The following is a 25,635-nucleotide window of genomic DNA, read 5'->3' as shown; positions in this document are numbered from 1 at the left end:
CAGTCCCCAGTCCCCAGTCCCCAGTCCCCAGTCCCCAGTCCCCAGTCCCCAGTCCCCAGTCCCCAGTCCCCAGTCCCCAGTCCCCAGTCCCTTTTATCGTCTGGAACGTCTGCGTAACCGATCGATCATTACTGCCAAAATAATTACTAGTCCTTTGACGACTAGTTGCCAGAAGTAAGATAGGTTCAACAAGGTTAAACCGTTGTTGAGAATCGCAATAATTAATGCACCTAGAAGGGTACCACCAATGGTACCAATACCACCTGTAAAGCTGGTTCCACCTAAAATAACAGCTGCGATCGCATCTAATTCATAACCTTGACCTAATACGCCACTGGCACTATAAAGACGGCTGGCGCTCATGATTCCTCCTAAGCCTGCCAGTAATCCGCTAATACCATACACGAATAGCAACACCCGATTAACTTTAATCCCAGTTAATCTCGCTGCCCGTTCGTTACCACCAACAGCATATATCTGCACTCCTAAAACAGTTTGCCGCAGGACAAACCAGCTAGCGATTACAGTCAGCAGCGCAATGATTACTAGCCACGGCAGAGGGCCGATATAACTATTACCCACCCAAGCAAAATTGATGTCCCGGTTAATCAGCGTTGTCCCCTTGGCAATTAAAAAGGCCACACCCCGCAAGGCGGTAAGTGAACCCAAAGTGACAATAAAAGGTGGTACATCCAAAAAGGTAATCAGCGCACCGTTAAGTAAACCTAAAAGCAATCCTGCCAACAACGCAGCAGGTACAGCCGCCCAACTTAAAGCCGGCAGTAGCGATACTAGCAGGGCAACTACGGCAGAAACGGCTAAGATTGACCCAACGGAAAGGTCAATACCTCCGGTGAGAATTACAAAGGTCATTCCTGTTGCCAGCACAATATTAATTGATGCCTGACGCAAGATATTGACGATGTTACCGCCGGTGAGGAAGTTGGGAGAAAGGAATGCAAATAAGATGCAGATAATTACTAAGATTGGCAGAATACCCGCAACTTCCAACAGAGTGCTAATTGATTTCCGGTTGCGAGATATGGGATTGTTGCCTAATTTATTGGCAGGCGGTCTGACTGTCTGACTCATGATGCTAATACCTCCGATGCTCCAGTTGCGTAGTGCATAATCTTTTCTTGGGTGATTTCTTTGCCAAGACTGCCATCCAGTTCGCCTACCAGCTGTCCTTCTCGCATCACTAAGACGCGATCGCTCATGCCGACAATCTCCGATAGTTCGCTGGAAACCATTAAAATAGCAACCCCTTGTGCTGCTAATTCGCTCATGATTCGGTAAATTTCACTTTTAGCACCGATATCTACGCCGCGTGTCGGCTCATCTAACATCAGCACTCTGGGTTTAATGGCTAACCAACGCGCTAGCAGTAGCTTCTGCTGATTACCACCAGAAAGATCCAATGCTCTAATTTCCAAGTTGGCTAGGCGGATATTAAAGTTTTCTACCGCATCTGTTGATAGCCGATTCACTGAAGCCCAGTTAACAATTCCAGCCCTTGCATCCTGTTTGAGTGTGTTGATGGCAATATTCTTGCGGGCGCTCATTTCCAGAAATAAACCTTGGTCTTTGCGGTCTTCGGGGACGTAGCCAATTCCGGCGGCGATCGCATCACTGGGCGTATTAATTTCCAGTTTTTGGCCGTTCAAGAATACTTCACCACTGGCCTTACGGTCTGCACCAAAAATCAGCCGAGATAGTTCTGTGCGTCCTGCACCAACTAGCCCCGCTAAACCGAGAATTTCTCCAGCATGAAGTTCAAAACTAGTCGGCTCAATCTTCTGGCGCGCATCGCTCATATTTCTGACTGATAGCACGACAGGGCCAGGATTCATTTGTCGTTGATGTTCGTAAAAGTCTTGCATGGAGCGACCGACCATCATCTGCACTAATCGCTGCGGAGAAATTTCGCTGCGTGTCAAACTACCAATATATTGACCATCGCGCAACACACTAATCCGGTCAGCTAAAGCATAGATTTCTTCCATCCGATGGCTGATGTAAATAATAGCAATGCCATCACGCCGCAGTTTGCGAATTACTTCAAATAAATGGTCGCTCTCGCGGTCAGATAGGGCTGCTGTTGGCTCATCCATCACCAAAACGCGGCTTTTATCTTTCAGCGCCCTGGCAATTTCCACTTGCTGCTGTTCGGCGATGGATAAGGTACCAACTATAGTCTGGGAGGTAAAATTAGCTCCCAGGCTTTCCAACACTTCCTCTGCTTCCAGTTGCATCGCTTTGCGGTCTAAAAACTGACCTCGCCGCAACTCGCTACCCATAAACATATTTTCGGTAACGGTTAAATTCGGTGCAACATTCAGTTCTTGATAAATCAGATTAATACCCGATTTGCGTGCTGTCGCCGGATCGGTAATTTTCAAGGGTTGACCATTGATGCGAATTTCTCCTTCATCGGCAATGTAAGCCCCAGCCAGGATTTTCATCAATGTGCTTTTGCCTGCTCCATTTTCACCCATGAGGGCATGAACTTCTCCCGGATAAATCGTGAGATTAACATTTTGGAGCGCAGATACACCATGAAATCGTTTTGTAATTCCTTGCATTTCTAACACTGGGGTGCTAGTTGGTGCATCAGTAAATGAAGTTTCAATAGTTGTTGTCATGATTATCTCCTGTAAAAACTATTTAAAATTTGTGAGCGTGAATTAGCAATTAATAAACTCATATTCTGTTGACCGTAAAATCATGTTTTAAAAGCTGACTAGGAGTTTTAAAGAGATATTTTTATCCTCTGTTGTTAACATTAGTTCACAGAGACTGCTGGGAAAGTCTAAGTGCTAAAAATGGGCACTCAGACTTCCCACTGATGCACATACATAGCGGTTCTCAAATCGGTGCAGCAGAGTTTCAACCTCTATCTAACCTATATTTCTATTAACGAAAAGCCAGGAATTGAAGTGAGGTTTTGTATTAATTTAAGTGAAAACCGCCAGACATTCTAGGTATGTGCAAAAACTTTACAAATGCAGCAGATGATTCACATCAAAAGACATAAATTTTCAACTACAAATTCACAATTTTTATTACTTACCAGCCTTTTTCTGTGCTGACGTTATCTTTCGTGATCAACTTAACTGGTATTAGGATGGTTGAATTACTTGGTTTTTTACCATTTAAGATGTCGTTGCCAACTTGAACTGCTTTTTCGGCCATCCCTCGCGGATTTTGAGTAGCAGTTGCCGCATATAAACCATCTTTATTTTTGATGGCAGTGATTGCTTCTGGCGCACCATCAACCCCGACAATAAAGAAGTCTTTACGTTGTGCTTGATTAGCCGCTAGTTCTGCGCCAACTCCACTTGGGTCGTTGATGGCAAAAACCGCATCAATTTTCGGAAAGGTTGTGAGCAAATCAGTCATAACTCTGAGTCCTCCATCCCGACTACCCTCTGCATTTTGGTTTTTGGAGAGGATTTTGATATCAGGATATTTGGACAATACATTCTCGCAGCCACTAACTCGCTGAATCACCGAGTCCACCGGCGGGCCATTAACTATGACTACATTGCCTTTACCTTTGAGACGGTCAGCAATATACTTGCAACCAACTTCTCCAGCTTGGACATTATTAGTCGTAATGGTGGCGTCTACACCTCCTTCCGCACCTGTGTCTACCGCAATGACAATTCTACCTGCTTGTTTTGCTTTTTCAATTGCTGGCTTAATGCCACTTTTATCAGCAGCATTGACGATAATGATGTCAGTATTGGAAGCAGTGAAATTTTCAATTTGATTGCTTTGTTGGTTGAGGTCATAGGCACTGGAAACTACGGTAACATTGACATCCTTACCGCCGATTTTCTTCGCTTCTGCCTCAGTTGCTTGTCCCATAAGGACGAAGAAGGGATTACTTAAATCACCAACGGTGAAGGCAACCGATCGTAATTTTCCATTCCCAGTAGCGATTTTAGTTTCTGCACTAGTATTGGTAGCAGGTTTGGTTTCAGGGTTAGTAGCTGTGTTGCCATCGGGAGAAGCATTTGTACAGCCGATAAGACTGCCACTCATGATACCTAGTAGGCTAGCTGCGATTACGCGAAGCGTAACACCAGAGGTGAACGTAATCTTTTTCACATTCATATATCTCCTAGAAGTCATTTTCACTTACACCAAATTTGAAAACGATGTATTAAAAAAACAGGGTCGAGTATTGCAATCTTCCTGTATCAAGTCTTTTTCCGTATCTTGTAATTACGAATTACAAATTACCAGCCTTTGTAGCTGCTGAGGTTCTCTCTAGTAACCAAGTTGACTGGAATCAGAATGTTCGGTGACTCAGGTTTTTTACCCTGGATGATATCATTGCCAATCTGAACTGCTTTTTGGGCCATCCCTGCGGGATTTTGAGCAGCAGTTGCAGCAAATACACCATCCTTATCTTCCATTGCTTTGGTTGCATCTGGCGATCCATCAACCCCAACAATAAAAAATTCTTTACGTTTTGCTTGTCTCGCTGCTAAATCTGCGCCAACACCGCTTTGGTCGTTGGTGGCAAAAACGGCATCAATTTTGGGAAAGGTTGTCAGCAAATCACTCATGACTCTCAATCCTCCATCCCTTGTCCCTTCGGCGTTTTGGTCTTTAGAGATCAGTTTGATATTAGGATATTTGGACAATGATTTCTCACAGCCACTCACTCGCTGATTGATTGAGTCCATCGGCGTACCGTTGAGGATGACTACACTACCTTGACCTTTGAGGCGATCGGCAATATATTGACAAGCAACCTCACCAGCTTGGGTATTGTTGGAACTAATCATTGCATCCACATCGGCATCAACGGCTGAATCTACTGCAATCACAACCCTACCTGCAAGCCTTGCTTGGTCAATTACGGGTTTAACTCCTTTTTTATCAACAGCGCTCAGGATAATTAAATCAGTCTTAGCAGCGGTAAAGTTTTCGATTTGGTTGCTTTGTTGGTTCAGATCAAAAGCACTGGAAACCGCATTAACTCTGATATTACCCCCGATTTTCTGGGCTTCTGTCTCAGCCCCCTTCTGCACTGCATTATAGAAGGGGTTGCCTAAGTCACCCAAAGCAACGCCGATTGTTTGCAATTTTTTATTTGGATTACTAAGACTCTCTGTACTTATATTAGTAGCCTTGTTAGTATTATTAGTAGCAGTGTCGCTATTTTGAGCGCCATTTGTGCAACCAACAACCGCGAAACCTAATATGCCAACTATCAGCGCAATTCTCTTCATATTCATCTATTTCTAACAACGTATTTAAATTTGAGAAAGGTCAGCAGAATATAAATCTGTAGAGTCATCACAATATATAGGTCTGAAAACTTTAGACCTGGTTAGTGATGTTACTAGCTTTTGGAATTTCAACTCCAAAGGTCTTCTAATTTCAATACGCTTGGGTTAAGGGCTACTGGCAACAATTTTGGGTTTTCGAGACGCGATAAATTGCCGTCTCTACAAGTGTTTTGTTGCTCTATCTGAAGTGGATTGCTTCTAATCTGACCCAATTGGAGTTATTATTGTTAGTTTCACGAAACTAGATGTTTTGTTTTTAAAGCAAAGCTGTGAACATTACACTACTTCAAATAATCACATTATTTTTTGGTGAAATTAATTCAGTAGTGCGTAGTCCGAAAACAGCTTTTACGTGAAACTTCCAAAAATTAGTTTTATTAAACTTGTAAATCTTTATTTGTTTTGACTTGTTTCATTTTATATCGCTCCAGTGCAAAAATTAATTTTGTTTATTGAACTTTACAAACAAAAAAGAGTTGAAATCTCTCTACATAACCTAAAGTCTTCATCGCAAAGCATCTGCATAAATTCGCCTATTCAACATTTTGTTCAATGTTAAAGTTTTTAACATTTCTCAATCAATCTCCTTCAGAAAAGATATTGTTATACTAGGGAAAATTTTGACTGTGAATGCCAGAATTTGAGAAATGTAAACATCCTTTAGTTAGATTTTTTAAATTAACTCAAATCTGCTTGGCAAGCGTATTTATTTGTTATCAAACAGAATTCAGGAGTCAGGAGTCAGGAGTCAGGATGGGCTAAACGCCCCGCTATCCATGTACAGAATGAATTCTGTATGACTGGTGGATGAATAATCGGGTTTAATACCCCTACCAAATCTACGATTTGGTAGTCTTCAATCAGTCGGAGATTCAGATCCGCGACTGATAGCGTTCGCGAAGCGTCTCGTAGAGAAGCGTTAGCGAGTCAGACGCTCAAGGATTCGCTTTGCGCGTCGCTATCGAGCGTCTTAATTCTGACTCCTGAATTCTGAATTCTTCTTCAAGCAGTTTAAAACTTTAAAGTTGCGGGTAAATATTTAGCCACCAAATCTTCATAGTATGGTTTTAATTTCTGCCAATCAGGAGGAATAGGGTTTTTTGAATACAAATCGTAGGGATTGAATAACTTCACCCATTTAAACATTTCTTTATCGTGTTTATCCATCAAATGTTCATAAGCATTTTCACGATGTTGAGGATAAAATGAGTGATAGCGAAGCATATACAATGCAGGTTCGGGCAAATAGTTTTTCATCATCTGATAAAAATACTCATCATGCCCCCATGATATATGTACATTACTCAATCCACAGTTAGGCTCATAAATGCCATATTTCGTGTTGTAGTCGGGGCTCTGATAATCAGGGTTTTCTTTGAAGAATTCTGAGAAAACAATTTTATCAGAAAATGCACAACCTACAGGATAAGTATCGCCGACGGTAGCCCATTGAGGCTCACCAAACAGACAAAGTACTTTCCCCATATCATGAAAGAAGCCAGTAAGTACCATCCAGTCAGGATGACCATCAGCGCGAATGGCTTCTGATGTTTGCAATAGATGCTGTAACTGATCCATGTCTGTATCAGGATCGGAATCATCAACCAATTGATTCAAAAATTCGACTGCATCCCAAACAGACATTTCTTTTTTATCAAACTTCAAAAATTCTTTTTCTTTCTGAAGTACAAAATCATAAGTTTGATTAATATGATTTAACCGATAAAACTCTTTTACCGTATCTCTAATAGTCGTTTCGTAATTTCTGTACTCTTCAGTGGCTTTACCTTCTTTAACTATGTTTTCTGGATCGGGATAGCGATTTAGTAAGTCTTCTTCCCATTCTTCTAAGGAATGTAAGGGATTTTTTTGAGCTTGAGCAACTACATGATTTAGAGTTTGCGACATATTTTCCTACTTGTTGATTTGTTAAATAATACTTTTACATTCCTTTTTATGCACACCTGTGCAAAACTTTTATTAGACTTGTTCTTTAATTCTTGCACACGTGTGCAAGAATGTGTGTTAAGTTTCTTTTCGTCTTTGGATACCTCTGCATGATTGACTGGTGAGAGTTGTCACCGCTTCATCTACAAAATACAATGTAGAGGCGTACAAATGTACGCCTCTACATTAGACATCTGGTGAAAATGAATGTAGAGACGTAGCACTGCTACGTCTCTACAAGGGTTTTGGATAACGCATATTTAATTTCTGGAGATGTCTATTGGATAGACTTTTGAAAATGGTATGATTATCGGTTTATGCACAGGTGTGCATAAACCGGATTATATATTCAGTTTATCTTTTGTTTTACACACGTGTGCATAAAATATGTTAATTTTTTTGTCGAATTCAGCCAAGGGAATCGTTAATTATTTTATTAATTGTATGGCAGTGGAATACTTGACAAGATTAGCCAACTCTTGCAGTTGGTTTATTGCTTCTGCACCTTCCAACTTCATTAATTCGCGATCGTCCCACAATTCCATCCAAGTAATCCCGTAATCAGAGACTAAAAATCGAATCAGGTGCTTTTCTCTGAGGCTAACCATAAATGAAGCACTCTTCATTTGGTCGCCGCATGTATAACATGACGCAGTGTAACCATACCGTTCAAGTACAATTGTCAAGGCTTGCAGGCTCATTACCAAGTCTTGGACGAATTCTCGATGTTGTTGTGCTAATCTTAAAAACACTAGTTTTCTCCTACCACTCTCAGCTCTGTGGTTACTTTGATATCTCTTTAGACTTACATCTGATGTGATTTAGTTGCCAAAAGTTCATGTTTTCGTAGATACGTGATTAATCTTAATATTACGGTTGTCACTAATAAGCTAAACTTCTAAAGCCGTTCTAATATTTTGCACAATTATCTGGGGTGGCTCTGCAACATCAATACATAGAGCGTCTAATGGTTCTTCAAGAGTATAAAACTGGCTGTCGAGCAGTTCTTCACTCATGTAATGATTGCTACGCTCTTGTAACCGCATTTGAATCAACTCATAAGACCCTTTGAGATAAACTAGCTTGATGCAAACGCTATCTAATACCAAAAATTGCCGATAGCTATCTTTTAAAGCCGAACACGCCAGCACCACATTTTTATTTTCTTGTAGCCAGTGTTTAATAGCTGTTTGCAAATCTTGTAACCAAGGCATCCTGTCATCTTCACTCAGAGGAATACCGCACCGCATTTTCTCAACATTCTCTGGCGAGTGGAAAGTATCAGCGTCACTAAACTCCCAGTCTAAGGAGTCTGCTAGCAGTTTTCCGATGGTAGTTTTCCCAGAACCAGATACACCCATTACGATAATAATCATTTTTTTCTTAATAAAAGTTTAACTAATTCGTAATTTGTAGTTGTAATTATGAACAGAGGTAAAAGTCAGAACTTTTAACTCCTTTCCATCTAAAATGTGAGTTCTATTAAAATCTCTTGACAAATAACGATTATTTTCTATAATACATAGAGATGCACACGTGTGCAATATTTAAAAGCTAAGATAAAATAATGAATAAACGAAGAATTTCCATTGAAGATATTGCCCGCAGAGCAGGCGTTTCTCATTCTACAGTTTCACGTGCTTTGCGAGATAATGCTCTAATTAGCCCGAAAGTGCGAGAAGAAATTAAGCGACTGGCGCAGGAGATGAGCTATGTGCCGAATGCTATTGCTCAAAGCTTGCAAAATAAACGTACTAATACCATTGGTGTGGTAGTAACTTCAATTGCAGATCCCTTTTTTGCAGAGGTAGTAGAGGGAATCGAGAAGATAGCCAGACCAGCAGGCTTGAGTGTTTTATTGAGTGCTTCACACCGAGATTTTGATCAGGAAATGGCAGCTATTGATACTTTTCATCGCCGCAGGGTGGATGGGATCTTAGTAGCCGACTCACGAATTAGTAAGCAGCATATCAAGCAACTCACACAAATTGCTGTGCCAACGGTTCTGATTAATAGCCAGACCGAAGATCAATCGGAAATATTTCACTCAGTAGAAATAGACGATCGCTTAGGTGCTAAGTTAGCTACAGAGCATCTAATTAGTCTGGGACATACTGCCATTGGTTATCTGGGTGTAGGCGATCGCAGCAGGTCAAACCAGCAGCGCCTAGAAGGATATCAAATGGCCCTTGCTGAAGCTGGTATGGCACAAAATACTGATTGGGTTTCAATTAGTGATGAATATAATATCAGAAGAAGCGATGTTGCCACTGGGCAAAATATGCTTGCTAAACTATTGGCTGCGGAAGTTACAGGCATCTTTTGTTACAACGATATGGTAGCAGTTGGCGCTTTGTTAGCTTGCCAAGAACTAGGTATTTTAGTACCGCGAAATTTAAGTCTGGTCGGATTTGATGGTATTGCTTTGGGCAATTACGTTACGCCGGCGCTGACCACAGTTAGTCAGCCAATGTTAGAAATTGGTGGCTATGCCATGCAAATGTTACTCGATTTAATAGAAGAAAAAACTGTGAAAAACCGTGTTTTATCTCCTTTTCTATTACAGCGTGGTAGTAGTACCAAATTAATAAAATAATTTCATACCAATTTGTTGTGAAGATGCAGTTAATTATTGAACGAACCGCCAAGTACGCCAAGAGAGAAAGAGTAGGCTGTTTATCGTTCTTATTTGCACTCAGCAACACTAAAAATTTTAATCGGACAAAAATATGTTAACCAAAAAACCGAGTTTATCTGCCGATCGCTGTTTTTCTCCAGAACCACTTCAAAGACGACTAGCTCATCAATTTTTTGACAGCATATCTGCGTTACCTCTAGTTTGTCCACACGGACACGTAGATCCAGCTTTGTTAGCTAATCCCGCAGCCCGTTTTGGTTCACCAACGGAATTACTGATTATTCCTGACCACTACCTTTTGCGGATGCTATACAGTCGGGGCGTATCTCTGCAAGCTTTGGGCATACCTACTAATGATGGTTCACCAGTAGAAACCGACCACCGCAAAATCTGGCAATTGTTCGCTGACCATTTTTATCTATTCCAGGGTACTCCGTCTGGGTTGTGGCTGAAAGAGGAACTAACTAACGTCTTTGGGGTGGATGAACCTTTAAATTCTCGCAACGCAGGATATATCTATGATTGTTTAGAAGGTTTGTTAGCTTTACCTGAGTTTTCCCCTCGTGCTTTATTCAAACGCTTTAATATCGAAGTGCTTTGTACTACCGATGCCGCCAGTGATAACCTAGAGAGTCAGCGATCGCTCCACGAAGAAGGTTTTACTCAAATTAGACCAACTTTTCGTCCTGATGCAGTAGTTAATCTGGATGCTCCTGGTTGGCGTGAAAATCTTACCAAGTTAGAAAGTACTATTGGTAGAGAAATTAACACTTGTGCCAATTTTGTGCAAGCTTTAGAAGAACGTCGAGCTTTCTTTAAAAAAATGGGCGCGACAGCTACCGATCAAGGTGCAGCTACACCTTATACTACACGTCTTTCTGACCAAGAAGCCGAAGCCATCTTTGCTAGAGCATTAACCGACAAGCTAAATCCAGGTGATGTCGAAAATTTTACTGGTCATATCTTCATGGAAATGGCGCGGATGAGTGTAGAAGATGGCTTGGTAATGCAAATGCATTGCGGTGTGATGCGTAACCATAACCCCGCTTTATTTGAGAGATTTGGAGCTGATAAAGGTGCTGATATTCCCGTAAAAATAGAGTGGACTCAAAATCTGCGTCCGTTGTTGTCAACTTATGGTAATGATCCGCGCTTCCATTTAATCATTTTTGGTATGGATGAAAGCGCTTATAGCCGCGAGATGGCTCCGTTAGCTGGTCATTATCCTACTATATTGCTTGGGCCGCCTTGGTGGTTTCATGACAGCCTAAATGGTATGGAGCGTTATTTCAATCAGGTAATGGAAACTGCTGGAATTTATAATACTGCTGGATTTAATGATGATACACGGGCTTTTGTTTCGATTCCGGCTCGTCATAATGTCTGGCGGCGGGTAGCTTGTAATTGGTTGGCTGGATTGGTCGCACGGGGGTTGGTTGAGGAGGAGGAAGGGTATGAAATAGCTCGTGCTTTGGCTTATGACCTTGCCAAGGTTGCTTATAAGTTTGCGTAGGAGTTGAGATTTAAACGCAGAGGGGAGGCAGCGCGTTGCGGGGGTTCCCCCCGTTGTAGCGACTGCCGTCGCGCGGAGGGAAGCGCAGAGGTACGCAGAGAATTGTAGTGGGGGAATGGGTGATGGCAGAGTTGATTTTAAGTAAACTTTTTAGCTTGAAGGAGCGGGTAGCTGTAGTTACGGGCGGTTCTGGTGTGCTTGGTGGGGCTATGGCACGGGGTTTGGCTCTGGCTGGAGCGCGAGTGGTCGTTTTGGGTCGCAACGAAGTTAGGGCGGGGGCGGTGGTGGCTGAGATTAGTGCTAACGGTGGGGAAAGTATGGCTGTGGTGGCAGATGTTAGCGATCGCTCCCAATTAGAAATCGCTAGGGATGTTATTATACAGCGTTGGGGTGAAATAGATATCTTGGTAAATATGGCTGGCGGTAATATTCCGGCTGCCACAATTACTGCTGATGCGACTATTTTTGATATGCCTCGCGTTGCTTTTGAGGAAGTAGTTAGCCTCAATTTAGTTGGGACTCTACTCCCTTGTCAGGTTTTTGGTCAAGCAATGGTGGAAAGAAGTCAGCCTCACGGTTGCATTGTCAATATTTCTTCTATGTCTGCCATTCGGGTGATTAGTCGGGTGGTTGGCTACTCAGCGGCGAAAGCGGGGATAGATAACTTTACTCGCTGGTTAGCTGTAGAACTCGCCCAAAAGTATGGTGATGGAATGCGAGTAAATGCGATCGCACCAGGCTTCTTTATTGGCGAACAAAATCGAGATTTACTCTTAAATTCTGATGGTAGTTTGACCGTTCGGGGGCAAAAAATCATTGACCATACCCCCGCCGGACGTTTCGGAAAACCAGATGAATTACTCAGCACCTTGATTTGGTTATGTAGTTCTGGTTCTAGTTTTGTTAACGGGGTAGTCGTGCCAGTAGATGGTGGATTTAGTATCTACAGTGGAGTTTAAAAATGTATTCACTAGCCGTAAATAATGGAACACTTTCAGATGAGCAAGTTTCCGAGTTAGTTCATCAAGCTTTCGCAGACCGTAAGTTAGATGGACAGCGCATCTTGGTGTTAATTCCAGATAGTACCCGCACTGCTCCCATCCCGCAAATGTTTCGATTGCTTCATCAGGAGTTGAGTAAAAGGGTTGCATCTCTGGATTTTTTAGTTGCTCTGGGTACACATAATCCTATGAGTGAAGAACAGATTAATCACTTGGTAGGAGTGACACCGGAGGAGCGAGAGACAACTTTTAAAAAAGTTCGCATCTTTAACCACCTTTGGAATGAGCCGGATACCTTTATTTCTTGTGGAGTAATTTCGGCAGACGAGATAGCAGAGATTAGTGGCGGAATGCTGCATCAGTCAGTTGATGTGCGGATTAATAAGCTGGTAATAGAATACGATTTGATCGTGATTTGTGGCCCAGTTTTTCCCCACGAAGTTGTCGGCTTTTCTGGTGGAAATAAATATTTTTTTCCTGGTATTGGTGGTCAAGAAGTAATTAATCTCTCCCACTGGTTAGGTGCTTTAATCACTTGTTATGAAATTATTGGCACGCTGGGAATAACACCAGTCCGGCGTTTGATTAACCGAGCCGCTAACCTGATTTCTACCCCAAAACTTTGTCTAGCGATGGTAGTCGCACCCAAAACAAATCAGCTAGCTGGACTCTATATAGATAAACCAGAGTCAGCCTGGAAAGATGCTGCAAAACTATCAGCTAAACTGCATATTAAATATGTAGATCAGCCTTTTAAACAAGTGCTTTCAGTCATGCCCCAAATGTATGATGACATTTGGACTGCGGCTAAAGGCATGTACAAGCTAGAGCCAGTAGTGGCCGATGGAGGCGAGATAATTATATATGCGCCTCACATTACTGAGTTTAGCTATACACACGGCGAAATTTTATCCGAAGTTGGCTATCATGTGCGAGATTACTTTCTCAAACAGTGGCATAAATTTCAAGCCTATCCTGCTGGAGTGCTGGCCCATAGTACTCACTTAAAAGGAATGGGTACTTTTGATCCGATAGAAGGGGAACAAGCGCGAATTCGCGTTACTTTAGCTACTGGCATTTCTGCTGAACGCTGTGCTGCTCATAACTTGAACTATCGTGACCCCGCTACTATTCGACCCACAGAATGGGCTGACCGAGAGGATGAAGGCATTTTACTTGTGCCGAAGGCTGGCGAGATACTATACCGTCTAAGTTACGGCAATTTTCAGGCAACTAAATCATAGACAGCGATCGCAATTGCAGTTTAAGATTTTACACTTCGCGCTATTCTTGATCAAACGTCAGCGAATCAGTTTATTGCAGCGAACAAAAAAGCATGGGTGGCAAATTAATTGTATTTGAAGGGGTGGAAGGCTGTGGCAAAACCAGCCAAATGCAGCTTTGTTCTGAGTGGTTGGAAAGTCTCGGTGTTTCTGTGGTGGTAACTCGTGAACCAGGGGGAACAGAGTTAGGTCTACATCTTCGGCGCTTGCTACTAGAAAAGTCAGAAGATAAACCAGTTGCAGAAGTGACAGAACTTTTGTTGTATGCTGCTGACCGATCGCAACACGTTGAACAAGAACTTAAACCAAATCTCGCAGCCGGGAAATATATTTTATGCGATCGCTATACTGACTCTACCATTGCCTACCAAGGATATGGTCGTGATCTGAACATAAGTTTAATCAATCAGCTTAACAATATTGCCACTGGTGGTTTAGAAAGCGATCTAACTATTTGGCTAGATGTCGATGTTGAAGTGGGACTGGCCCGCAAACTCTCAGACCAAGTAGGACTAGACCGCATTGAACAAGAGACAATCGCTTTTCATCGGCGCGTTCAGCAAGGATACGCACATTTAGCAGTATCCCATCCCTCACGAATTGTGCGGGTAGATGGCAGCTTAAGTAAAGAAGCTGTACAAGAGGTAATTCAAGGAATTTTGCGCGTACACTTGCACTTGGCGAGGTAAGGCAAAATAAACCTAAAAGTTTTTAATGAGAGTTTGGGCAAACTAGATATGGAGAAAGGTCTAGTACCGCAAGGCGGAAGTCAAAAGTCAAAATGAATACGGCGTCGTAAGAGTTTCGTTGATTTGGAATGGGTGGTTTACTTACGCCGTGCTGTACTAATTAATACAAAGCCTTTTCACGACTTCCCTTTTTTCTCATCCAGTGCTTTCTGAATAGCTTCTCTGCAAAACTCAGGAGGGTCGTCTTGTGCCTTTACTTCTTCCTTCATTTTTTCGGTGACACGAAAATTAAGATTTTGTGTTAGCGGTTCTTCTCTATCAGACTTAAGTGGTTTTAAATTTTCTGGATTACCTTTAGGGTTAGGCATTGTTGAGAGATGTAAATATAGCTTGAACGATACGTGAACATATAGATAGAGTTTTATATCGGTGGTGTTCGCGTCTGTCAAAACAGTTCACCACCGATACCACTTTTACAAATGGGTAATTCTATTTTATGTTCACAAGGTCAGAACTCGAAATCAAAACCACTGCTGAGTTGAAAGACTTATGTAAGCGTTACGGATATATACCCAAGCCGCAGGCATCGAAATGAATGATCCTTGCCTTTTAGATGAACTCGTGGGAAAGTACTTTTTAGAAAATATCTAAAATCTATCGACTTACCGTAGTTAAATCAGCAACATCAACTTGCTGGTTGAACTATTGCCCACAGAGACATCAAATTAAAATCATGAGTCAAGTTTTAACAGAAGTCATAAGCTAATCGGCATTTAAGTTGCATAAAAGCAGGGCTGAAGCCCTTACTACAAGCGAATCATTCTGGAAAAATGAATGACGATTAGCTTATCAGCTAACCACGCTTACGTTGAAAATTTTGGTGACAAAGGCGACCTTACCATCCCGCCGGCTCGTCGATTTGCCATTCTCACCTGCATGGACGCTAGACTTGACCCAGCAAAATTTGCTGGATTGGCTGAAGGAGACGCCCATGTAATTCGCAATGCAGGTGGACGCGCTAGTGATGATGCAATTCGCTCCCTAATAATTTCCTACAAGTTACTTGGTACTCGTGAGTGGTTCGTGATTCACCACACAAATTGTGGTATGGAAACCTTCACAGACCAAGTTATCCGAAATTTACTGGCGAATAGTTTGAAAACCGCCAAAATAGACGAAACAGGTTGGCATGATGTTGGTTCTGGAGGAGGTTCAAGCGAAGCCGAGTTTATTGACTGGTTGACTATCACCGAACAGGCACAAAGCGTCTATGCAGACGTGAAACGGATTCGCTTTCATCCATTAGACATCTGGTGAAAATGAATGTAGAGACGTAGCACTGCTACGTCTCTACAAGGACTCTGGATAACGCATATTTAATTTCTGGAGATGTCTATTAGTACCGCCAGAAATTCCAATTTATGGCTACTTATCCCGGATTTCTCACCAATGCTCAAAGCCTGTGCTTGTGCAGGGGAGCAGGGGAGCAGGGGAGCAGGGGAGCAGAGGAGAGTTCAATGTGCCTTGTTCTTTCCCCTCCGCCCCTCCGCCCCTCTGCCCCTCTGCCCCTCTGCCCCTCTGCCCCTCTGCATTTCAAACTTGTGAGAAATGCGGGTTATACGATGTCAAAACTGGGAAATTGATTGAAATTCCAGAAGCTACACAAATTGGTCAGGCTAGTTAATATAAAAAGGCAGGGGGTAAGAGATAGTGGAAATTAAAAAGTAAAAATATTGATAAACTTCTTTGTTTCTTTTTACTTTTTACTTATCGATGGGTTTGACCCCTCACCCCAAAAACTTTGGTTTGGCGTTCCTTTCCCGCCCTGAAATAAATTTCGGGCTAAGAGCTACTGTCCGTTGAAACGGACTCCAATCAGGGAAATCAAGAGTAATAGATAATGATGGGTTAGACCCTCTATTAATTCGCCAACAGTCTCATATAATTTGCTACTACACTAGCATTGTCCGCCTGCGCGGACTAACACAAAATTAAGGTTTTTTTAACCCACGGAGGTGGGTTTTGTTTGTGTAGCCGCGATTTATAATCGCCGAGGCTAGTATTAATTTAGACTTTTCAAACAACCTCTTAGAGGCATTTACGACCCCATGTCAACTCGAAACTTTACTATCTCCCGCCACTTATTAGGCAACTTGTCTATCATTTCGCTGACTATTTTACTCGTGTATGGTGTATCTCGTGTGATACTTCCTGCTCCTGCCACTGATATCTCAACTGCTGCACCGCAGGGAAAACAAATAGCGGTTTTCGCTGGAGGATGCTACTGGGGAATGGAAGCAGTTTTTGAGCATCTCAAGGGAGTTTCTGATGTCGTTTCTGGCTTTTCTGGGGGCGATGCAAGAACCGCAGACTACGCGATTGTCAGTGCTGGATTAACCAATCACGCTGAATCAGTGAAAATCACCTACGATCCATCACAAATATCATATAGCCAGCTTCTAAAAGTCTACTTTTTGGTAGCCCATGACCCAACACAGTTGAATCGACAAGGCCCCGACTCAGGTAAGCAATATCGTTCGGCGATCTTTTTTGCTAACAATGAGCAGAAACAGGCTGCACAAGAATATATCGCTCAACTCAACAAATCGCAAGTCTTCGATAAGCCTATAGTGACGGAATTAGCTTCTTTGAAAGGTTTTTATCAAGCTGCGGCATACCATCAAAATTATATAGCACGTCATCCAAGCGATCGCTATGTGGTAGTGAATGACTTGCCGAAGCTGGCTAAACTTAAAGCAAAGTTCCCTGATATGTATAACAAGTAAAAATCTGCTAAAGTTTCAGTTACCCTGAATAGGGTGTATTTAAATCTGTAACAAATATTTATGCCTCCTCGTTGGCCTCGCAAACCCGATCGCAAAGACCCTGATTACCGCAAGATCGATGACCGGATGAATTTTGCCGTGCATGTGGCGATCGCTGCTACTATTAATTCTGGGTTATGGTTTTTCCATATCTTGAAAGCCACTACCTGGGAGTGGCTGCCATGGTTGACTGCAAGTTGGACAGTAATAGTTTTGGTGCATCTAATTTATATTAGTGCGATCGCTAATTACAGCGAAACTCCACCTAAATCCACCTGAAGACGGACTGCTGATGCTAGGGCGATTGTAACCTGTGGTAGTGGAATCAGCCTGTTAATTGAGCAATAATCTAAAAAAGCCTGAGATTTCGCACTCTTTCTGAATGTAGGGTTATTTTTTTTATGGCAAAGACTAACACCACAGAATTACTGGAAGTCCTAGCAGCTGAAATTGGCGAAAATGTCTACATAGACATTGCCAAATGGCATCTTTATTTATCTAATGCCAAGCTGCATACGCTTGTTGCTGAACAGTTGTATCCCTTAATCACTTCCAACACAGTAAGTGAAGACCAAGTTATAAAAGTCTTGAAATCAATTACGGTAAAAATTGGTGGCGGTAGAAGTGAACTTCCTTTAATCGATTTACTACCGCTGCAATGCCAGGTTACTTTAGTAGATATTTTGGAAAAATATCAACGCGAAATGTAATCGCTAAAACCAAGATTATTTGAATTAAACAATTTTCTCAGTCAGCATTCCCTGATTAAATTTGAGGTGCTGAATTGAGGATTAGTTTACAGCGTCAGTTTTATCAATGTAAAAACCATAGATATACATAGATAAATCTGGTGTAACTCATTTATATATCAATACAGTTCAGATAGAGCAACAAAACCCTGATGTAGAGACGCGATAAATCGTGTCTTCTCTAGACCAATTATCTACACCAATAACCCTTAACCCAAGCGTATTGATTTATATGTGTCTAGTAAAAAAAAATTTCCTTTAACAATTAAGGAATCTCAACCTCCTAATCAGTTGAGATATGAGTGAGTTTATCTGAGGCTCACTCTCAACTTTCATGCAAACTTATTGAGGCAATCTCTATGCTTTTACAAATCAAAAATTCTGGTGAATTGGTAAAAATTCTGGAAATTCAAGAATTGCTTGACCCGAATAATGATGTCGTCCACGGACGAGAACAACAAGGTGAAGAAGAACAGCCACCTGATACTTTTAAAAAAGAAAATCTTGTTTTTCCTTCTGGTGAAGTTCTCCCACGCTGTTGGTTAGATGCCGATTATAGACACAACAACGGTTAATGATGTGAACTACCCACACTGACTTGGAGCTTGCCTTGTACAGTGTCGGCTTCTGTAATCATGGGGGAGTGCCCAAACTTAGACTTTCGCCCAAGTTTGGGACTTACCACCCCTCCTACAGCAGAGACGGTGTCGCCCCTTCAGTATCTCCTGTATCCCTAGTGGTTAGAGCTTTTGGGAAAACTTTTTGGTTTACTGATAACTAATCTTCCAGTGATTTGGCTGGAACTTCCACAGCAGTTACATCAATTGTGCCTTCTGGTGTGAAGCGCTGAAAATGACTATCTTGTACTAACAGTGACTCCCCACAGTTAGGACATTGCAACTGACTGTTATTTAAACCTGTAAATTCATATTCACAGACGGGACACTGATCGGCAACCAAGTTGCGTTGCAGCCACCAACGAAAGCCAAAAAAAGCCACAATAGGTGCCAACAACAGCAACCCGAAAATAATTAGCAATGAATTGACCAACCAACCCAAGCCCACTGATGCTAGCAACCAAACAACTGCCAGCAGGGTGAGCCAAGGGCGGAGATTTAAAAGATTCAATTGAAATGACTTAAAGCTCATTTTTTAAATTTCGTCCTGCTCTCCTTCTAGGATAGCGATTTTAGTCGTTTGTCATTAGTCATTACTGATAATAGAAGTATTTTTTGCAAGTGCTGTTGGAAGGCGTCTATGCCAAACAGAGCGATCGCCTGTTCTCTTAGCCACTCTCCATCACATCGCTGGTCATCACCTTGCAGCATTTCTATACAAGCCGCTGCTACAGCATCAGGACTGCGGTGTGGTACTCGCCATCCTAGTTTACCATCCTGTAAGGGGTCAGCGGAACCATCGTCGTCACCGGATAATACAGGTACTCCACAAGCCATTGCTTCTAGATAAACAATGCCAAAGCCTTCTTGTGAAGGCATAATATAGGCATCAGCAAGGCGGTAATGTTCCATTAATTCTTCTGTGGCAACGAAACCAGCAAGTACAACGTGATCGCTCACACCTAAGTCTTTTGCTAGCTGTGCTAGTCGTGGTTGGTCATCACCGCGACCAATTACTAAATATTTCACTTCTGGGAAAATTTGAGCGATTTGTGGTAGTGCCCGAATCGTGACATCTACACCCTTGTAAATATCCCCTGACCATAACCGCGCTACTGTCATTAACACTTTAGCACCAGTTAAGCCATATTTCTGGATTAATTCTGGCTGCTTGGAACCAGGAGTAAATTTGTCCCCATCAATTGCACAAGGCATCATTTGTACTGTTTTCGGGTTTAGACTATTAGCAACACAAGCGCGATCGCGGCTATAGCGACTAATCGTCCAAATTCCAACTGCTGATGTCAGGGCGCGGCGTTCTTGATTTTTCAGCGGTTCCCAGACTTCTTTACCGTAAGTGAGTACGGTATAAGGAATCCCCAACGGCTGGCAAAGAGTTTGTACTAATACTGCTAAGTTGATATGACCGCAGAAAACTTGCTGCGGACGGCTTTGCAATAGACACTTCAGTAAAGCTGCTGTCATTTGCAATCTCCCCAAATAGGGGGACTGGTTTTTAAAGTAATGAAATTTTAAGTTCTCGTCTTCAAACGGATTTAAGCTATCACGACTATCTCGCAGCAAAAAGACTTCTGCCTTATAGGCTTGGCTCAATCCCAAATAGGCGCGAAAAATATCTTTTATATATGATTGGATACCACCTTCGTGGGCAAAAATTTCTAAGAACACGAAGACATGGTTAGTTTTTTTGTTAATTTTATCGCCTAACTTGAGGTTTTCTGTCACTGTAGTGATCTGCATGTTAGGTTATTTACACTCGCGGCGAGGGCGCGATGCCTGCGGCAAGGACTTCATCCAACGCACCACTTTGTAATCGTTCTAAATCTGTTTTGACCATTTTTTCTAAAAGTTCCTCAAAGCTGACTTGGGGTTCCCAGCCAAGGTTTCTTTTAGCTTTACTGGGGTTAGCTACTAGTTGAAAATGCTCATCTTGTCGCAACAAACTAGTATTTAATACTATATGCTGTGTCCAATCCAATCCGACAGACTCAAAGGCTGTGGCAACTAAATCTCTAACACTGTGTAGTTTACCAGTGCCAATCACATATTCTTCTGGTTCATCAACTTGCAACATTAGCCACATTGCTTCTGCGTAATCTCCAGCAAATCCCCAATCGCGTTTGGCATCCAGATTACCCATTTCTAAAGTGTCAGTTAAACCCAATTTAATTGATGCAGCCGCTAGAGAAACTTTGCGTGTAACAAACTGAGGTGCGCGTAGAGGAGACTCGTGATTATATAAAATTCCGCTACAGGCAAATAGTCCATAGCGCTGTCTGTGATGCACCATCGTCCAGTGGGCGTGCATCTTAGCCGCAGCATAGGGATTTTTGGGACGAAAAGGGGTTTCTTCATCTTGAGGCGAGAGGAATACATCGCCAAACATTTCTGAACTGCTAGCTTGATAAAATCTAGTAGACAAACCAACCTTTCTTACTGCTTCCAAGAGTCTGGTAGCCGTACCAGTGATCAAATCCAAGGTTCCCAATGGATCGTTCCAGGAGTCGGGTACAAAACTAGGAGCCGCCAAATTGTAGATTTCTTGGGGACGTAGTTGTTCAACTGCGGTCAACAGTGCCGCACTATCGCGCAAATCAACTGTAAAAATTTCTACCTGATTTGCCAGTGTTCCCAGTTTTGTCAAATTAGGTTGTCGATGCGGAGGTACTAATCCGACAACTCGATAACCACGATTGAGGAGCAAATGGCTGAGATAGTAGCCATCTTGACCAGTAATTCCTGTAACTAGGGCTGTCTTAGTCACGTCGCTTCGCTCCGAATTCAAAATTCAAAATTCAAAATTAATGATCCCCATAAATAAATTTAGAGGCTTGTATCATGAGTCGTTTTCGGTCATTTGTTCCCTATTCTCTCTATCTCTTTAAGCACTAAATGGCATTTGTTGGAGAACAAAAATTAAGACTCTCAACACTGCTAACAAATCCTAACAAAGAAGCTAGTGTAACTCGAATGCTGTCTTTACTGTCTTCACTAAATTCTTTTTATACAAATATATCCCTTGGAATTTTACAAAAAGAAATAACTAAGCAATTTTACCTTTGTGCTTCTACAGAGTATTTGACGATGAGCAGGCAATTTCTACCATCTACACCACGTTCATATACAACACGGTCAGCCAACCGCCTCAGGAGAAACCATCCATACCCACCTACTTGTAGAGTACCTGGGGCTGGTTCTGCGATCGCATCAGGATCGAAAGGTTTTCCATAATCCCAAATTCTAATCTCTAGTCGATCAATCCACAGATAAACTTTAATCTCAATGGTTGTTTCCGGCGGTAAAGCATGATGAGCATGACGAACAGCGTTGGTGAAGCCTTCTGCTAATGCTAAATTGAGGCGATCAAGTTGGGTTTTTGACCAGCCAAGTTGAGATAAATGTTGCAGACAAAATTGCTCAAACCATTCTTGCACCTGGTTTAAGAGCCTGAGTTCGCTCTTAACCATCAGATGCTCTTGCTGCACTATGCTAAACATTAACTGTGACTTGAATGTAAGTAAACCCAAGCTGTTAGTTATTAAATTTTGCGGATAGCGCAAAATTACTCGGGCATAAAAAAATCTAAATTTATATATTATATTTACCAAAATACAAAACATGAAAGATTTTGGCATTCTGAGGGTTGTAACTAGCAACTTATGTTAAGTAAATTCTTGTTGAAAAAGGGAATGGGGATTAGGGACTGGGGACTGGGAAAATTGTTCGGGGATTCAGACCACTACCCAAGTTTTCTTCGCGCAGCGTTCGCACGAGAAAAAAACTCTTCCTAGTCCCCAGTCCCCAGTCCCGGAGCGCCATTCCTAAGAGACTTGCTGCGCCGAAGTCGAGGAATCCTGGCGCGACTTGTTAAAATTGACGCCTGTTGATTGTTTTCAAAAGCACATCTGCATCTGCTATTGAAACTCACAGGCGTCAAAGCACTTTGAGCTGACTAATTTAGAATAGTCCCAAGGTCAAAGATTTATCCAATGGCAAAGCAGCACCAATACCCAGCCATAGGGTGACAAGGGTACCAAAGAGGAATACTGTGGTTGCAACTGGACGGCGGAAGGGATTTTGGAACTTATTCACGTTCTCAATAAAGGGAACGAGGATTAGCCCTACTGGTACGGAACCCATTGCTAACACTCCTAAAAGCTTGTTAGGAAGCGATCGCAAAATCTGGAAGACTGGATACAAGTACCACTCTGGCAAAATTTCCAATGGTGTAGCGAAAGGATTTGCTGGTTCACCGGTCATTGCAGGATCTAGCACAGCTAGAGCCACAATTGCAGCAAAGGAACCCATGATCACGATTGGAAAGACGTAAAGTAGGTCATTAGGCCAAGCGGGTTCACCATAATAGTTGTGACCCATGCCTTTGGCGAGTTTAGCTCTTAACTGAGGATCGCTCAGGTCAGGTTTTTTTTGTGTTGCCATTTTGAAATTTGCTCTCCTGCTTAAGTTAAATTAAAGCATTTGTGAAAGCTATCAGCTACTAGGCAACCAGCAGGCGGCGAACAGCGTTTGTCTATCTACAGTCAGCCACTTGGAGGTTTTCTACAGCTTTCGGCTCCAGATACAAGTATTTGTTTTTTAGAACTTATGTGCCATTAATTTCTTGTGTTTCATAAGTTTAAAACAAACAACTTCATCTGAAAACTGACAAATGTTGCCTTTCGCCAATAGCTGAGATTACAAAGGCCCAGAAATGCCTTGCTTGCGGATCATCAAGAAGTGAAACAGCATGAAGACTGCAATCAACCAAGGCAGTACAAAGGTGTGGGCGCTGTAGTAACGGGTTAGTGTTGCTTGACCAACACTAGAACCGCCGCGTAGCAAGTCGGAGATCAGAACACCAACCACGGGAATTGCTTCTGGTACACCGCTAACGATTTTCACAGCCCAATAGCCAACTTGATCCCAAGGTAAGGAATAGCCGGTGACTCCGAAGGAAACGGTAATTACAGCCAGGATCACACCACTTACCCAAGTCAATTCGCGGGGCTTTTTAAAACCACCTGTGAGATAAACCCGGAAGACGTGCAAAATCATCATCAATACCATCATGCTGGCAGACCAGCGATGGATGGAGCGAATTAGCCAACCGAAGTTTACTTCAGTCATGATGTACTGTACTGAGGAGAAAGCTTCGGTGACTGTTGGTCTGTAGTAGAATGTCATGGCAAATCCAGTGGCAAACTGGATGAGAAAGCAAACCAGGGTAATTCCACCCAGACAGTAAAAGATATTGACGTGGGGAGGGACGTACTTGCTAGTGACATCTTCGGCGAGTGCCTGAATCTCCAGGCGTTCCTCAAACCAGTCGTAAACGTTGGCCATACAATCTCAAGTTCCTAAAAGTCGGTTGCGGTTGATAAATCCCGAAGTTCTGAATCGGCAGAAGCCTTTGTTCAGACTTCTCTCCCAATTAGCAATTTTGGGATTTTCGTAAAGGGGAGTTTTTTGTTTGCTTTTCAGCTTTTGGTGTGCTAAGAGACTTCAGAAACTTTACACTCTGTAAAGATGGAATATATTGCGATCTCTTTACGCCCCTACACACAAAATGGTGGACACAAAGTAGATTTTATCCTTTGGTGAGTGGATACGATGCATCAGTTGACTGAACAACTTGATGAGAAAAATGCACCACTTCTATAAAAAAAGTAACATAATCGAGAGATAGATTTCATCAACAACAGGGGAAGTGGGCATTTCTAGGCAATTTGGGTTGAGGTGGAATTGATAATGGGGTTCATGAATAAACAAGTCTTTCGGGTTGGATTTTCATTGTTCATGGCGTTTTGCTTGGCGTTGGGTACGCTTACTCAGCCGGCGATAGCTTTGACGACGGAACAAAAGCTGGTTTCGGAAGTTTGGCGAATTGTTAATCGCACTTATCTAGATGAGACATTTAATCATCAAAACTGGGCAACTGTGCAGCAAAAGGTTCTGGAGAAGCCACTAGCAGACTCAAATGCCAGTTATGAGGCAATTGGGAAGATGCTCAAGAGCCTCGACGATCCTTTTACCCGCTTTTTAGATCCAGAACAGTACCGCAGCTTGCAGGTCAATACTTCTGGGGAACTGACTGGGGTGGGATTGCAAATTGCCTTGAATCCTGAGACTGGGAATTTGGAAGTAGTAGCTCCCATCGCCGGTTCACCAGCAGATAAAGCAGGGATTCGACCACGCGATCGCATTCTCAAAATTGAGGGCGTTTCTACAAAAAATCTTACCCTTGATGAAGCTGCTACCAGAATGCGCGGGCCGAGTGGTAGCCTTGTGACTCTCCTGATCGAACGGGATGGAGAGCCAGAAACGGAAATTAGACTAACGCGCGATCGCATTGCTCTAAACCCTGTGGTTTCAGAATTGCGTGTTTCTGCTGAGGGTACACCCATTGGCTACCTACGTCTTACACAATTTAATGCCAACGCTTCCACAGAATTGGCACACGCTATTTCTGGTCTAGAAAAAAAAGGCGCTGCTGCCTACATTCTAGATTTACGAAATAATCCTGGAGGGTTATTGCAATCAGGAATTGAAATTGCCCGTCTGTGGTTAGACTCCGGCACTATCGTTTACACTGTTAACCGACAAGGCATTCAGGGAAGTTTTGAAGCCCTTGGGCCAGCCCTGACGAAAGATCCTCTGGTGATTTTGGTGAATCAAGGAACTGCTAGTGCCAGTGAGATTCTCGCCGGCGCACTCCAAGATAATGATCGCGCCCAGTTGGTAGGCGAAACCACTTTTGGCAAGGGCTTAATTCAATCTTTATTTGAATTATCAGATGGTTCGGGCTTGGCAGTCACAATTGCTAAGTATGAAACTCCCCAACATCGGGATATTAACAAACTAGGTATTAAGCCAGATAAGGTTATTTCCCAACCAGCCATTAACCGCGAACAGATTGGTACCGAAGCGGATCTGCAATATCAAGCAGCAGTGGAACTTTTGGTTAAAAACTCGGTGGTGGCGGGAAAGGCTTAAAGGAGAGACGCCCGCTATCGCTAACGGAACTCAGCACTCTTCATGCAACT

General features: G+C 42.6%; 25 protein-coding genes. 11 read left to right on the top strand and 14 right to left on the bottom strand.

What is annotated here, in order from left to right:
- Positions 1-93 precede the first annotated feature (93 nt).
- The 7 genes from V7K67_RS13355 to V7K67_RS13325 form a co-directional block, all read right to left on the bottom strand.
- Positions 94-1,092, bottom strand: coding sequence for an ABC transporter permease subunit (locus tag V7K67_RS13355; RefSeq protein WP_334708462.1), 999 nt, complete (start codon positions 1,090-1,092; stop codon positions 94-96).
- Positions 1,089-2,645 carry a sugar ABC transporter ATP-binding protein gene (locus tag V7K67_RS13350; RefSeq protein WP_334731498.1) on the bottom strand — a complete coding sequence of 519 codons (1,557 nt, stop codon included), beginning with the start codon at positions 2,643-2,645 and terminating at the stop codon, positions 1,089-1,091. The genes V7K67_RS13355 and V7K67_RS13350 overlap by 4 nt, the downstream gene beginning before the upstream one ends.
- 424 nt (positions 2,646-3,069) lie before the next feature.
- Complete coding sequence (locus V7K67_RS13345) at positions 3,070-4,122, bottom strand: ABC transporter substrate-binding protein (protein WP_334731499.1); 1,053 nt, start codon at positions 4,120-4,122, stop codon at positions 3,070-3,072.
- Positions 4,123-4,247: 125 nt separating this feature from the next.
- Positions 4,248-5,249, bottom strand: coding sequence for an ABC transporter substrate-binding protein (locus tag V7K67_RS13340; RefSeq protein WP_334708464.1), 1,002 nt, complete (start codon positions 5,247-5,249; stop codon positions 4,248-4,250).
- A gap of 1,071 nt (positions 5,250-6,320) precedes the next feature.
- Positions 6,321-7,217, bottom strand: coding sequence for an inositol oxygenase family protein (locus V7K67_RS13335; protein ID WP_335166889.1), 897 nt, complete (start codon positions 7,215-7,217; stop codon positions 6,321-6,323).
- A gap of 467 nt (positions 7,218-7,684) precedes the next feature.
- Positions 7,685-8,008, bottom strand: coding sequence for a DUF1815 family protein (locus V7K67_RS13330; protein ID WP_334708467.1), 324 nt, complete (start codon positions 8,006-8,008; stop codon positions 7,685-7,687).
- Positions 8,009-8,146: 138 nt separating this feature from the next.
- Positions 8,147-8,632, bottom strand: coding sequence for a gluconokinase (locus V7K67_RS13325; RefSeq protein WP_335166887.1), 486 nt, complete (start codon positions 8,630-8,632; stop codon positions 8,147-8,149).
- A gap of 191 nt (positions 8,633-8,823) precedes the next feature.
- Between V7K67_RS13325 and V7K67_RS13320 the strand changes: the two genes are divergently transcribed.
- The 5 genes from V7K67_RS13320 to tmk all read left to right on the top strand — a co-directional run bounded on the left by V7K67_RS13320 (position 8,824) and on the right by tmk (position 14,380).
- A complete protein-coding gene (locus tag V7K67_RS13320) occupies positions 8,824-9,852 on the top strand; it encodes a LacI family DNA-binding transcriptional regulator (RefSeq protein ID WP_334731504.1) in 1,029 nt (342 codons plus the stop codon).
- A 133-nt stretch (positions 9,853-9,985) separates the two neighbouring features.
- Positions 9,986-11,407, top strand: a complete 1,422-nt coding sequence (uxaC, locus tag V7K67_RS13315) for a glucuronate isomerase (RefSeq protein WP_334731505.1) — start codon at positions 9,986-9,988, stop codon at positions 11,405-11,407.
- Between the two features lie 122 nt (positions 11,408-11,529).
- A complete protein-coding gene (locus V7K67_RS13310) occupies positions 11,530-12,366 on the top strand; it encodes an SDR family oxidoreductase (protein WP_334708471.1) in 837 nt (278 codons plus the stop codon).
- Positions 12,367-12,368: 2 nt separating this feature from the next.
- A complete protein-coding gene (locus tag V7K67_RS13305) occupies positions 12,369-13,652 on the top strand; it encodes a lactate racemase domain-containing protein (protein WP_334731506.1) in 1,284 nt (427 codons plus the stop codon).
- A 92-nt stretch (positions 13,653-13,744) separates the two neighbouring features.
- A complete protein-coding gene (tmk, locus tag V7K67_RS13300) occupies positions 13,745-14,380 on the top strand; it encodes a dTMP kinase (protein ID WP_334731507.1) in 636 nt (211 codons plus the stop codon).
- Between the two features lie 176 nt (positions 14,381-14,556).
- Here tmk and V7K67_RS13295 read toward each other — a convergent pair whose 3' ends face one another.
- Positions 14,557-14,748, bottom strand: a complete 192-nt coding sequence (locus tag V7K67_RS13295; RefSeq protein WP_334731508.1) for a hypothetical protein — start codon at positions 14,746-14,748, stop codon at positions 14,557-14,559.
- A gap of 466 nt (positions 14,749-15,214) precedes the next feature.
- Between V7K67_RS13295 and V7K67_RS13290 the strand changes: the two genes are divergently transcribed.
- The 5 genes from V7K67_RS13290 to V7K67_RS13270 all read left to right on the top strand — a co-directional run bounded on the left by V7K67_RS13290 (position 15,215) and on the right by V7K67_RS13270 (position 18,529).
- The gene (locus tag V7K67_RS13290) at positions 15,215-15,697 is read left to right on the top strand and encodes a beta-class carbonic anhydrase (RefSeq protein ID WP_334731509.1); all 483 of its coding nucleotides are present in this window, start codon (positions 15,215-15,217) and stop codon (positions 15,695-15,697) included.
- A gap of 791 nt (positions 15,698-16,488) precedes the next feature.
- Positions 16,489-17,166, top strand: a complete 678-nt coding sequence (gene msrA / locus V7K67_RS13285; protein ID WP_334708476.1) for a peptide-methionine (S)-S-oxide reductase MsrA — start codon at positions 16,489-16,491, stop codon at positions 17,164-17,166.
- Between the two features lie 60 nt (positions 17,167-17,226).
- Positions 17,227-17,484 carry a hypothetical protein gene (locus V7K67_RS13280; RefSeq protein ID WP_334708477.1) on the top strand — a complete coding sequence of 86 codons (258 nt, stop codon included), beginning with the start codon at positions 17,227-17,229 and terminating at the stop codon, positions 17,482-17,484.
- A gap of 122 nt (positions 17,485-17,606) precedes the next feature.
- Positions 17,607-17,915 (top strand): DUF3181 family protein, encoded by a 309-nt coding sequence (locus V7K67_RS13275; RefSeq protein WP_334731510.1) that lies wholly within the window; start codon positions 17,607-17,609, stop codon positions 17,913-17,915.
- Positions 17,916-18,313: 398 nt separating this feature from the next.
- Positions 18,314-18,529, top strand: a complete 216-nt coding sequence (locus tag V7K67_RS13270) for an acetyltransferase (RefSeq protein ID WP_334708479.1) — start codon at positions 18,314-18,316, stop codon at positions 18,527-18,529.
- A 202-nt stretch (positions 18,530-18,731) separates the two neighbouring features.
- Here V7K67_RS13270 and V7K67_RS13265 read toward each other — a convergent pair whose 3' ends face one another.
- The 6 genes from V7K67_RS13265 to petB form a co-directional block, all read right to left on the bottom strand.
- Complete coding sequence (locus tag V7K67_RS13265) at positions 18,732-19,103, bottom strand: hypothetical protein (RefSeq protein ID WP_334708480.1); 372 nt, start codon at positions 19,101-19,103, stop codon at positions 18,732-18,734.
- A gap of 26 nt (positions 19,104-19,129) precedes the next feature.
- Entirely contained in the window at positions 19,130-20,332 is a 1,203-nt protein-coding gene (locus V7K67_RS13260; RefSeq protein ID WP_335166882.1) for a glycosyltransferase family 4 protein, read from the bottom strand.
- 10 nt (positions 20,333-20,342) lie between these two features.
- Positions 20,343-21,356 (bottom strand): GDP-mannose 4,6-dehydratase, encoded by a 1,014-nt coding sequence (locus tag V7K67_RS13255; RefSeq protein ID WP_334708482.1) that lies wholly within the window; start codon positions 21,354-21,356, stop codon positions 20,343-20,345.
- Between the two features lie 289 nt (positions 21,357-21,645).
- Positions 21,646-22,089: an ATP-binding protein gene (locus tag V7K67_RS13250; protein WP_334708483.1), complete on the bottom strand. Its 444-nt coding sequence runs from the start codon at positions 22,087-22,089 to the stop codon at positions 21,646-21,648.
- A 460-nt stretch (positions 22,090-22,549) separates the two neighbouring features.
- Positions 22,550-23,032 (bottom strand): cytochrome b6-f complex subunit IV, encoded by a 483-nt coding sequence (gene petD / locus V7K67_RS13245; protein ID WP_334708485.1) that lies wholly within the window; start codon positions 23,030-23,032, stop codon positions 22,550-22,552.
- 255 nt (positions 23,033-23,287) lie between these two features.
- Positions 23,288-23,935: a cytochrome b6 gene (gene petB / locus V7K67_RS13240; protein WP_179064867.1), complete on the bottom strand. Its 648-nt coding sequence runs from the start codon at positions 23,933-23,935 to the stop codon at positions 23,288-23,290.
- A gap of 405 nt (positions 23,936-24,340) precedes the next feature.
- Between petB and ctpA the strand changes: the two genes are divergently transcribed.
- Positions 24,341-25,585: a carboxyl-terminal processing protease CtpA gene (gene ctpA / locus V7K67_RS13235; protein WP_335166880.1), complete on the top strand. Its 1,245-nt coding sequence runs from the start codon at positions 24,341-24,343 to the stop codon at positions 25,583-25,585.
- Positions 25,586-25,635 lie beyond the last annotated feature (50 nt).

This window comes from Nostoc sp. (assembly GCF_036917155.1).
Taxonomy (GTDB): Bacteria; Cyanobacteriota; Cyanobacteriia; order Cyanobacteriales; family Nostocaceae; genus Nostoc.
The sequence above is the reverse complement of the archived record's forward strand: the minus strand, read 5'-3'. Positions and strand labels throughout refer to the sequence as shown.

What these genes read in the sequence shown, in the direction of transcription:
- V7K67_RS13275 (WP_334731510.1), top strand. Translation starts at nt 17,607, where the DNA reads ATGGCAAAGACTAACACCACAGAATTACTGGAAGTCCTAGCAGCTGAA.
- V7K67_RS13290 (WP_334731509.1), top strand. Translation starts at nt 15,215, where the DNA reads ATGACGATTAGCTTATCAGCTAACCACGCTTACGTTGAAAATTTTGGT.
- V7K67_RS13310 (WP_334708471.1), top strand. Translation starts at nt 11,530, where the DNA reads ATGGCAGAGTTGATTTTAAGTAAACTTTTTAGCTTGAAGGAGCGGGTA.
- V7K67_RS13270 (WP_334708479.1), top strand. Translation starts at nt 18,314, where the DNA reads ATGCTTTTACAAATCAAAAATTCTGGTGAATTGGTAAAAATTCTGGAA.
- V7K67_RS13295 (WP_334731508.1), bottom strand. Translation starts at nt 14,748, where the DNA reads ATGCCTAACCCTAAAGGTAATCCAGAAAATTTAAAACCACTTAAGTCT.
- V7K67_RS13335 (WP_335166889.1), bottom strand. Translation starts at nt 7,217, where the DNA reads ATGTCGCAAACTCTAAATCATGTAGTTGCTCAAGCTCAAAAAAATCCC.
- V7K67_RS13355 (WP_334708462.1), bottom strand. Translation starts at nt 1,092, where the DNA reads ATGAGTCAGACAGTCAGACCGCCTGCCAATAAATTAGGCAACAATCCC.
- V7K67_RS13325 (WP_335166887.1), bottom strand. Translation starts at nt 8,632, where the DNA reads ATGATTATTATCGTAATGGGTGTATCTGGTTCTGGGAAAACTACCATC.
- msrA (WP_334708476.1), top strand. Translation starts at nt 16,489, where the DNA reads ATGTCAACTCGAAACTTTACTATCTCCCGCCACTTATTAGGCAACTTG.
- V7K67_RS13305 (WP_334731506.1), top strand. Translation starts at nt 12,369, where the DNA reads ATGTATTCACTAGCCGTAAATAATGGAACACTTTCAGATGAGCAAGTT.
- petD (WP_334708485.1), bottom strand. Translation starts at nt 23,032, where the DNA reads ATGGCAACACAAAAAAAACCTGACCTGAGCGATCCTCAGTTAAGAGCT.
- petB (WP_179064867.1), bottom strand. Translation starts at nt 23,935, where the DNA reads ATGGCCAACGTTTACGACTGGTTTGAGGAACGCCTGGAGATTCAGGCA.
- ctpA (WP_335166880.1), top strand. Translation starts at nt 24,341, where the DNA reads ATGGGGTTCATGAATAAACAAGTCTTTCGGGTTGGATTTTCATTGTTC.
- V7K67_RS13320 (WP_334731504.1), top strand. Translation starts at nt 8,824, where the DNA reads ATGAATAAACGAAGAATTTCCATTGAAGATATTGCCCGCAGAGCAGGC.
- V7K67_RS13265 (WP_334708480.1), bottom strand. Translation starts at nt 19,103, where the DNA reads ATGAGCTTTAAGTCATTTCAATTGAATCTTTTAAATCTCCGCCCTTGG.
- V7K67_RS13250 (WP_334708483.1), bottom strand. Translation starts at nt 22,089, where the DNA reads ATGTTTAGCATAGTGCAGCAAGAGCATCTGATGGTTAAGAGCGAACTC.
- tmk (WP_334731507.1), top strand. Translation starts at nt 13,745, where the DNA reads ATGGGTGGCAAATTAATTGTATTTGAAGGGGTGGAAGGCTGTGGCAAA.
- uxaC (WP_334731505.1), top strand. Translation starts at nt 9,986, where the DNA reads ATGTTAACCAAAAAACCGAGTTTATCTGCCGATCGCTGTTTTTCTCCA.
- V7K67_RS13345 (WP_334731499.1), bottom strand. Translation starts at nt 4,122, where the DNA reads ATGAATGTGAAAAAGATTACGTTCACCTCTGGTGTTACGCTTCGCGTA.
- V7K67_RS13340 (WP_334708464.1), bottom strand. Translation starts at nt 5,249, where the DNA reads ATGAAGAGAATTGCGCTGATAGTTGGCATATTAGGTTTCGCGGTTGTT.
- V7K67_RS13260 (WP_335166882.1), bottom strand. Translation starts at nt 20,332, where the DNA reads ATGCAGATCACTACAGTGACAGAAAACCTCAAGTTAGGCGATAAAATT.
- V7K67_RS13350 (WP_334731498.1), bottom strand. Translation starts at nt 2,645, where the DNA reads ATGACAACAACTATTGAAACTTCATTTACTGATGCACCAACTAGCACC.
- V7K67_RS13280 (WP_334708477.1), top strand. Translation starts at nt 17,227, where the DNA reads ATGCCTCCTCGTTGGCCTCGCAAACCCGATCGCAAAGACCCTGATTAC.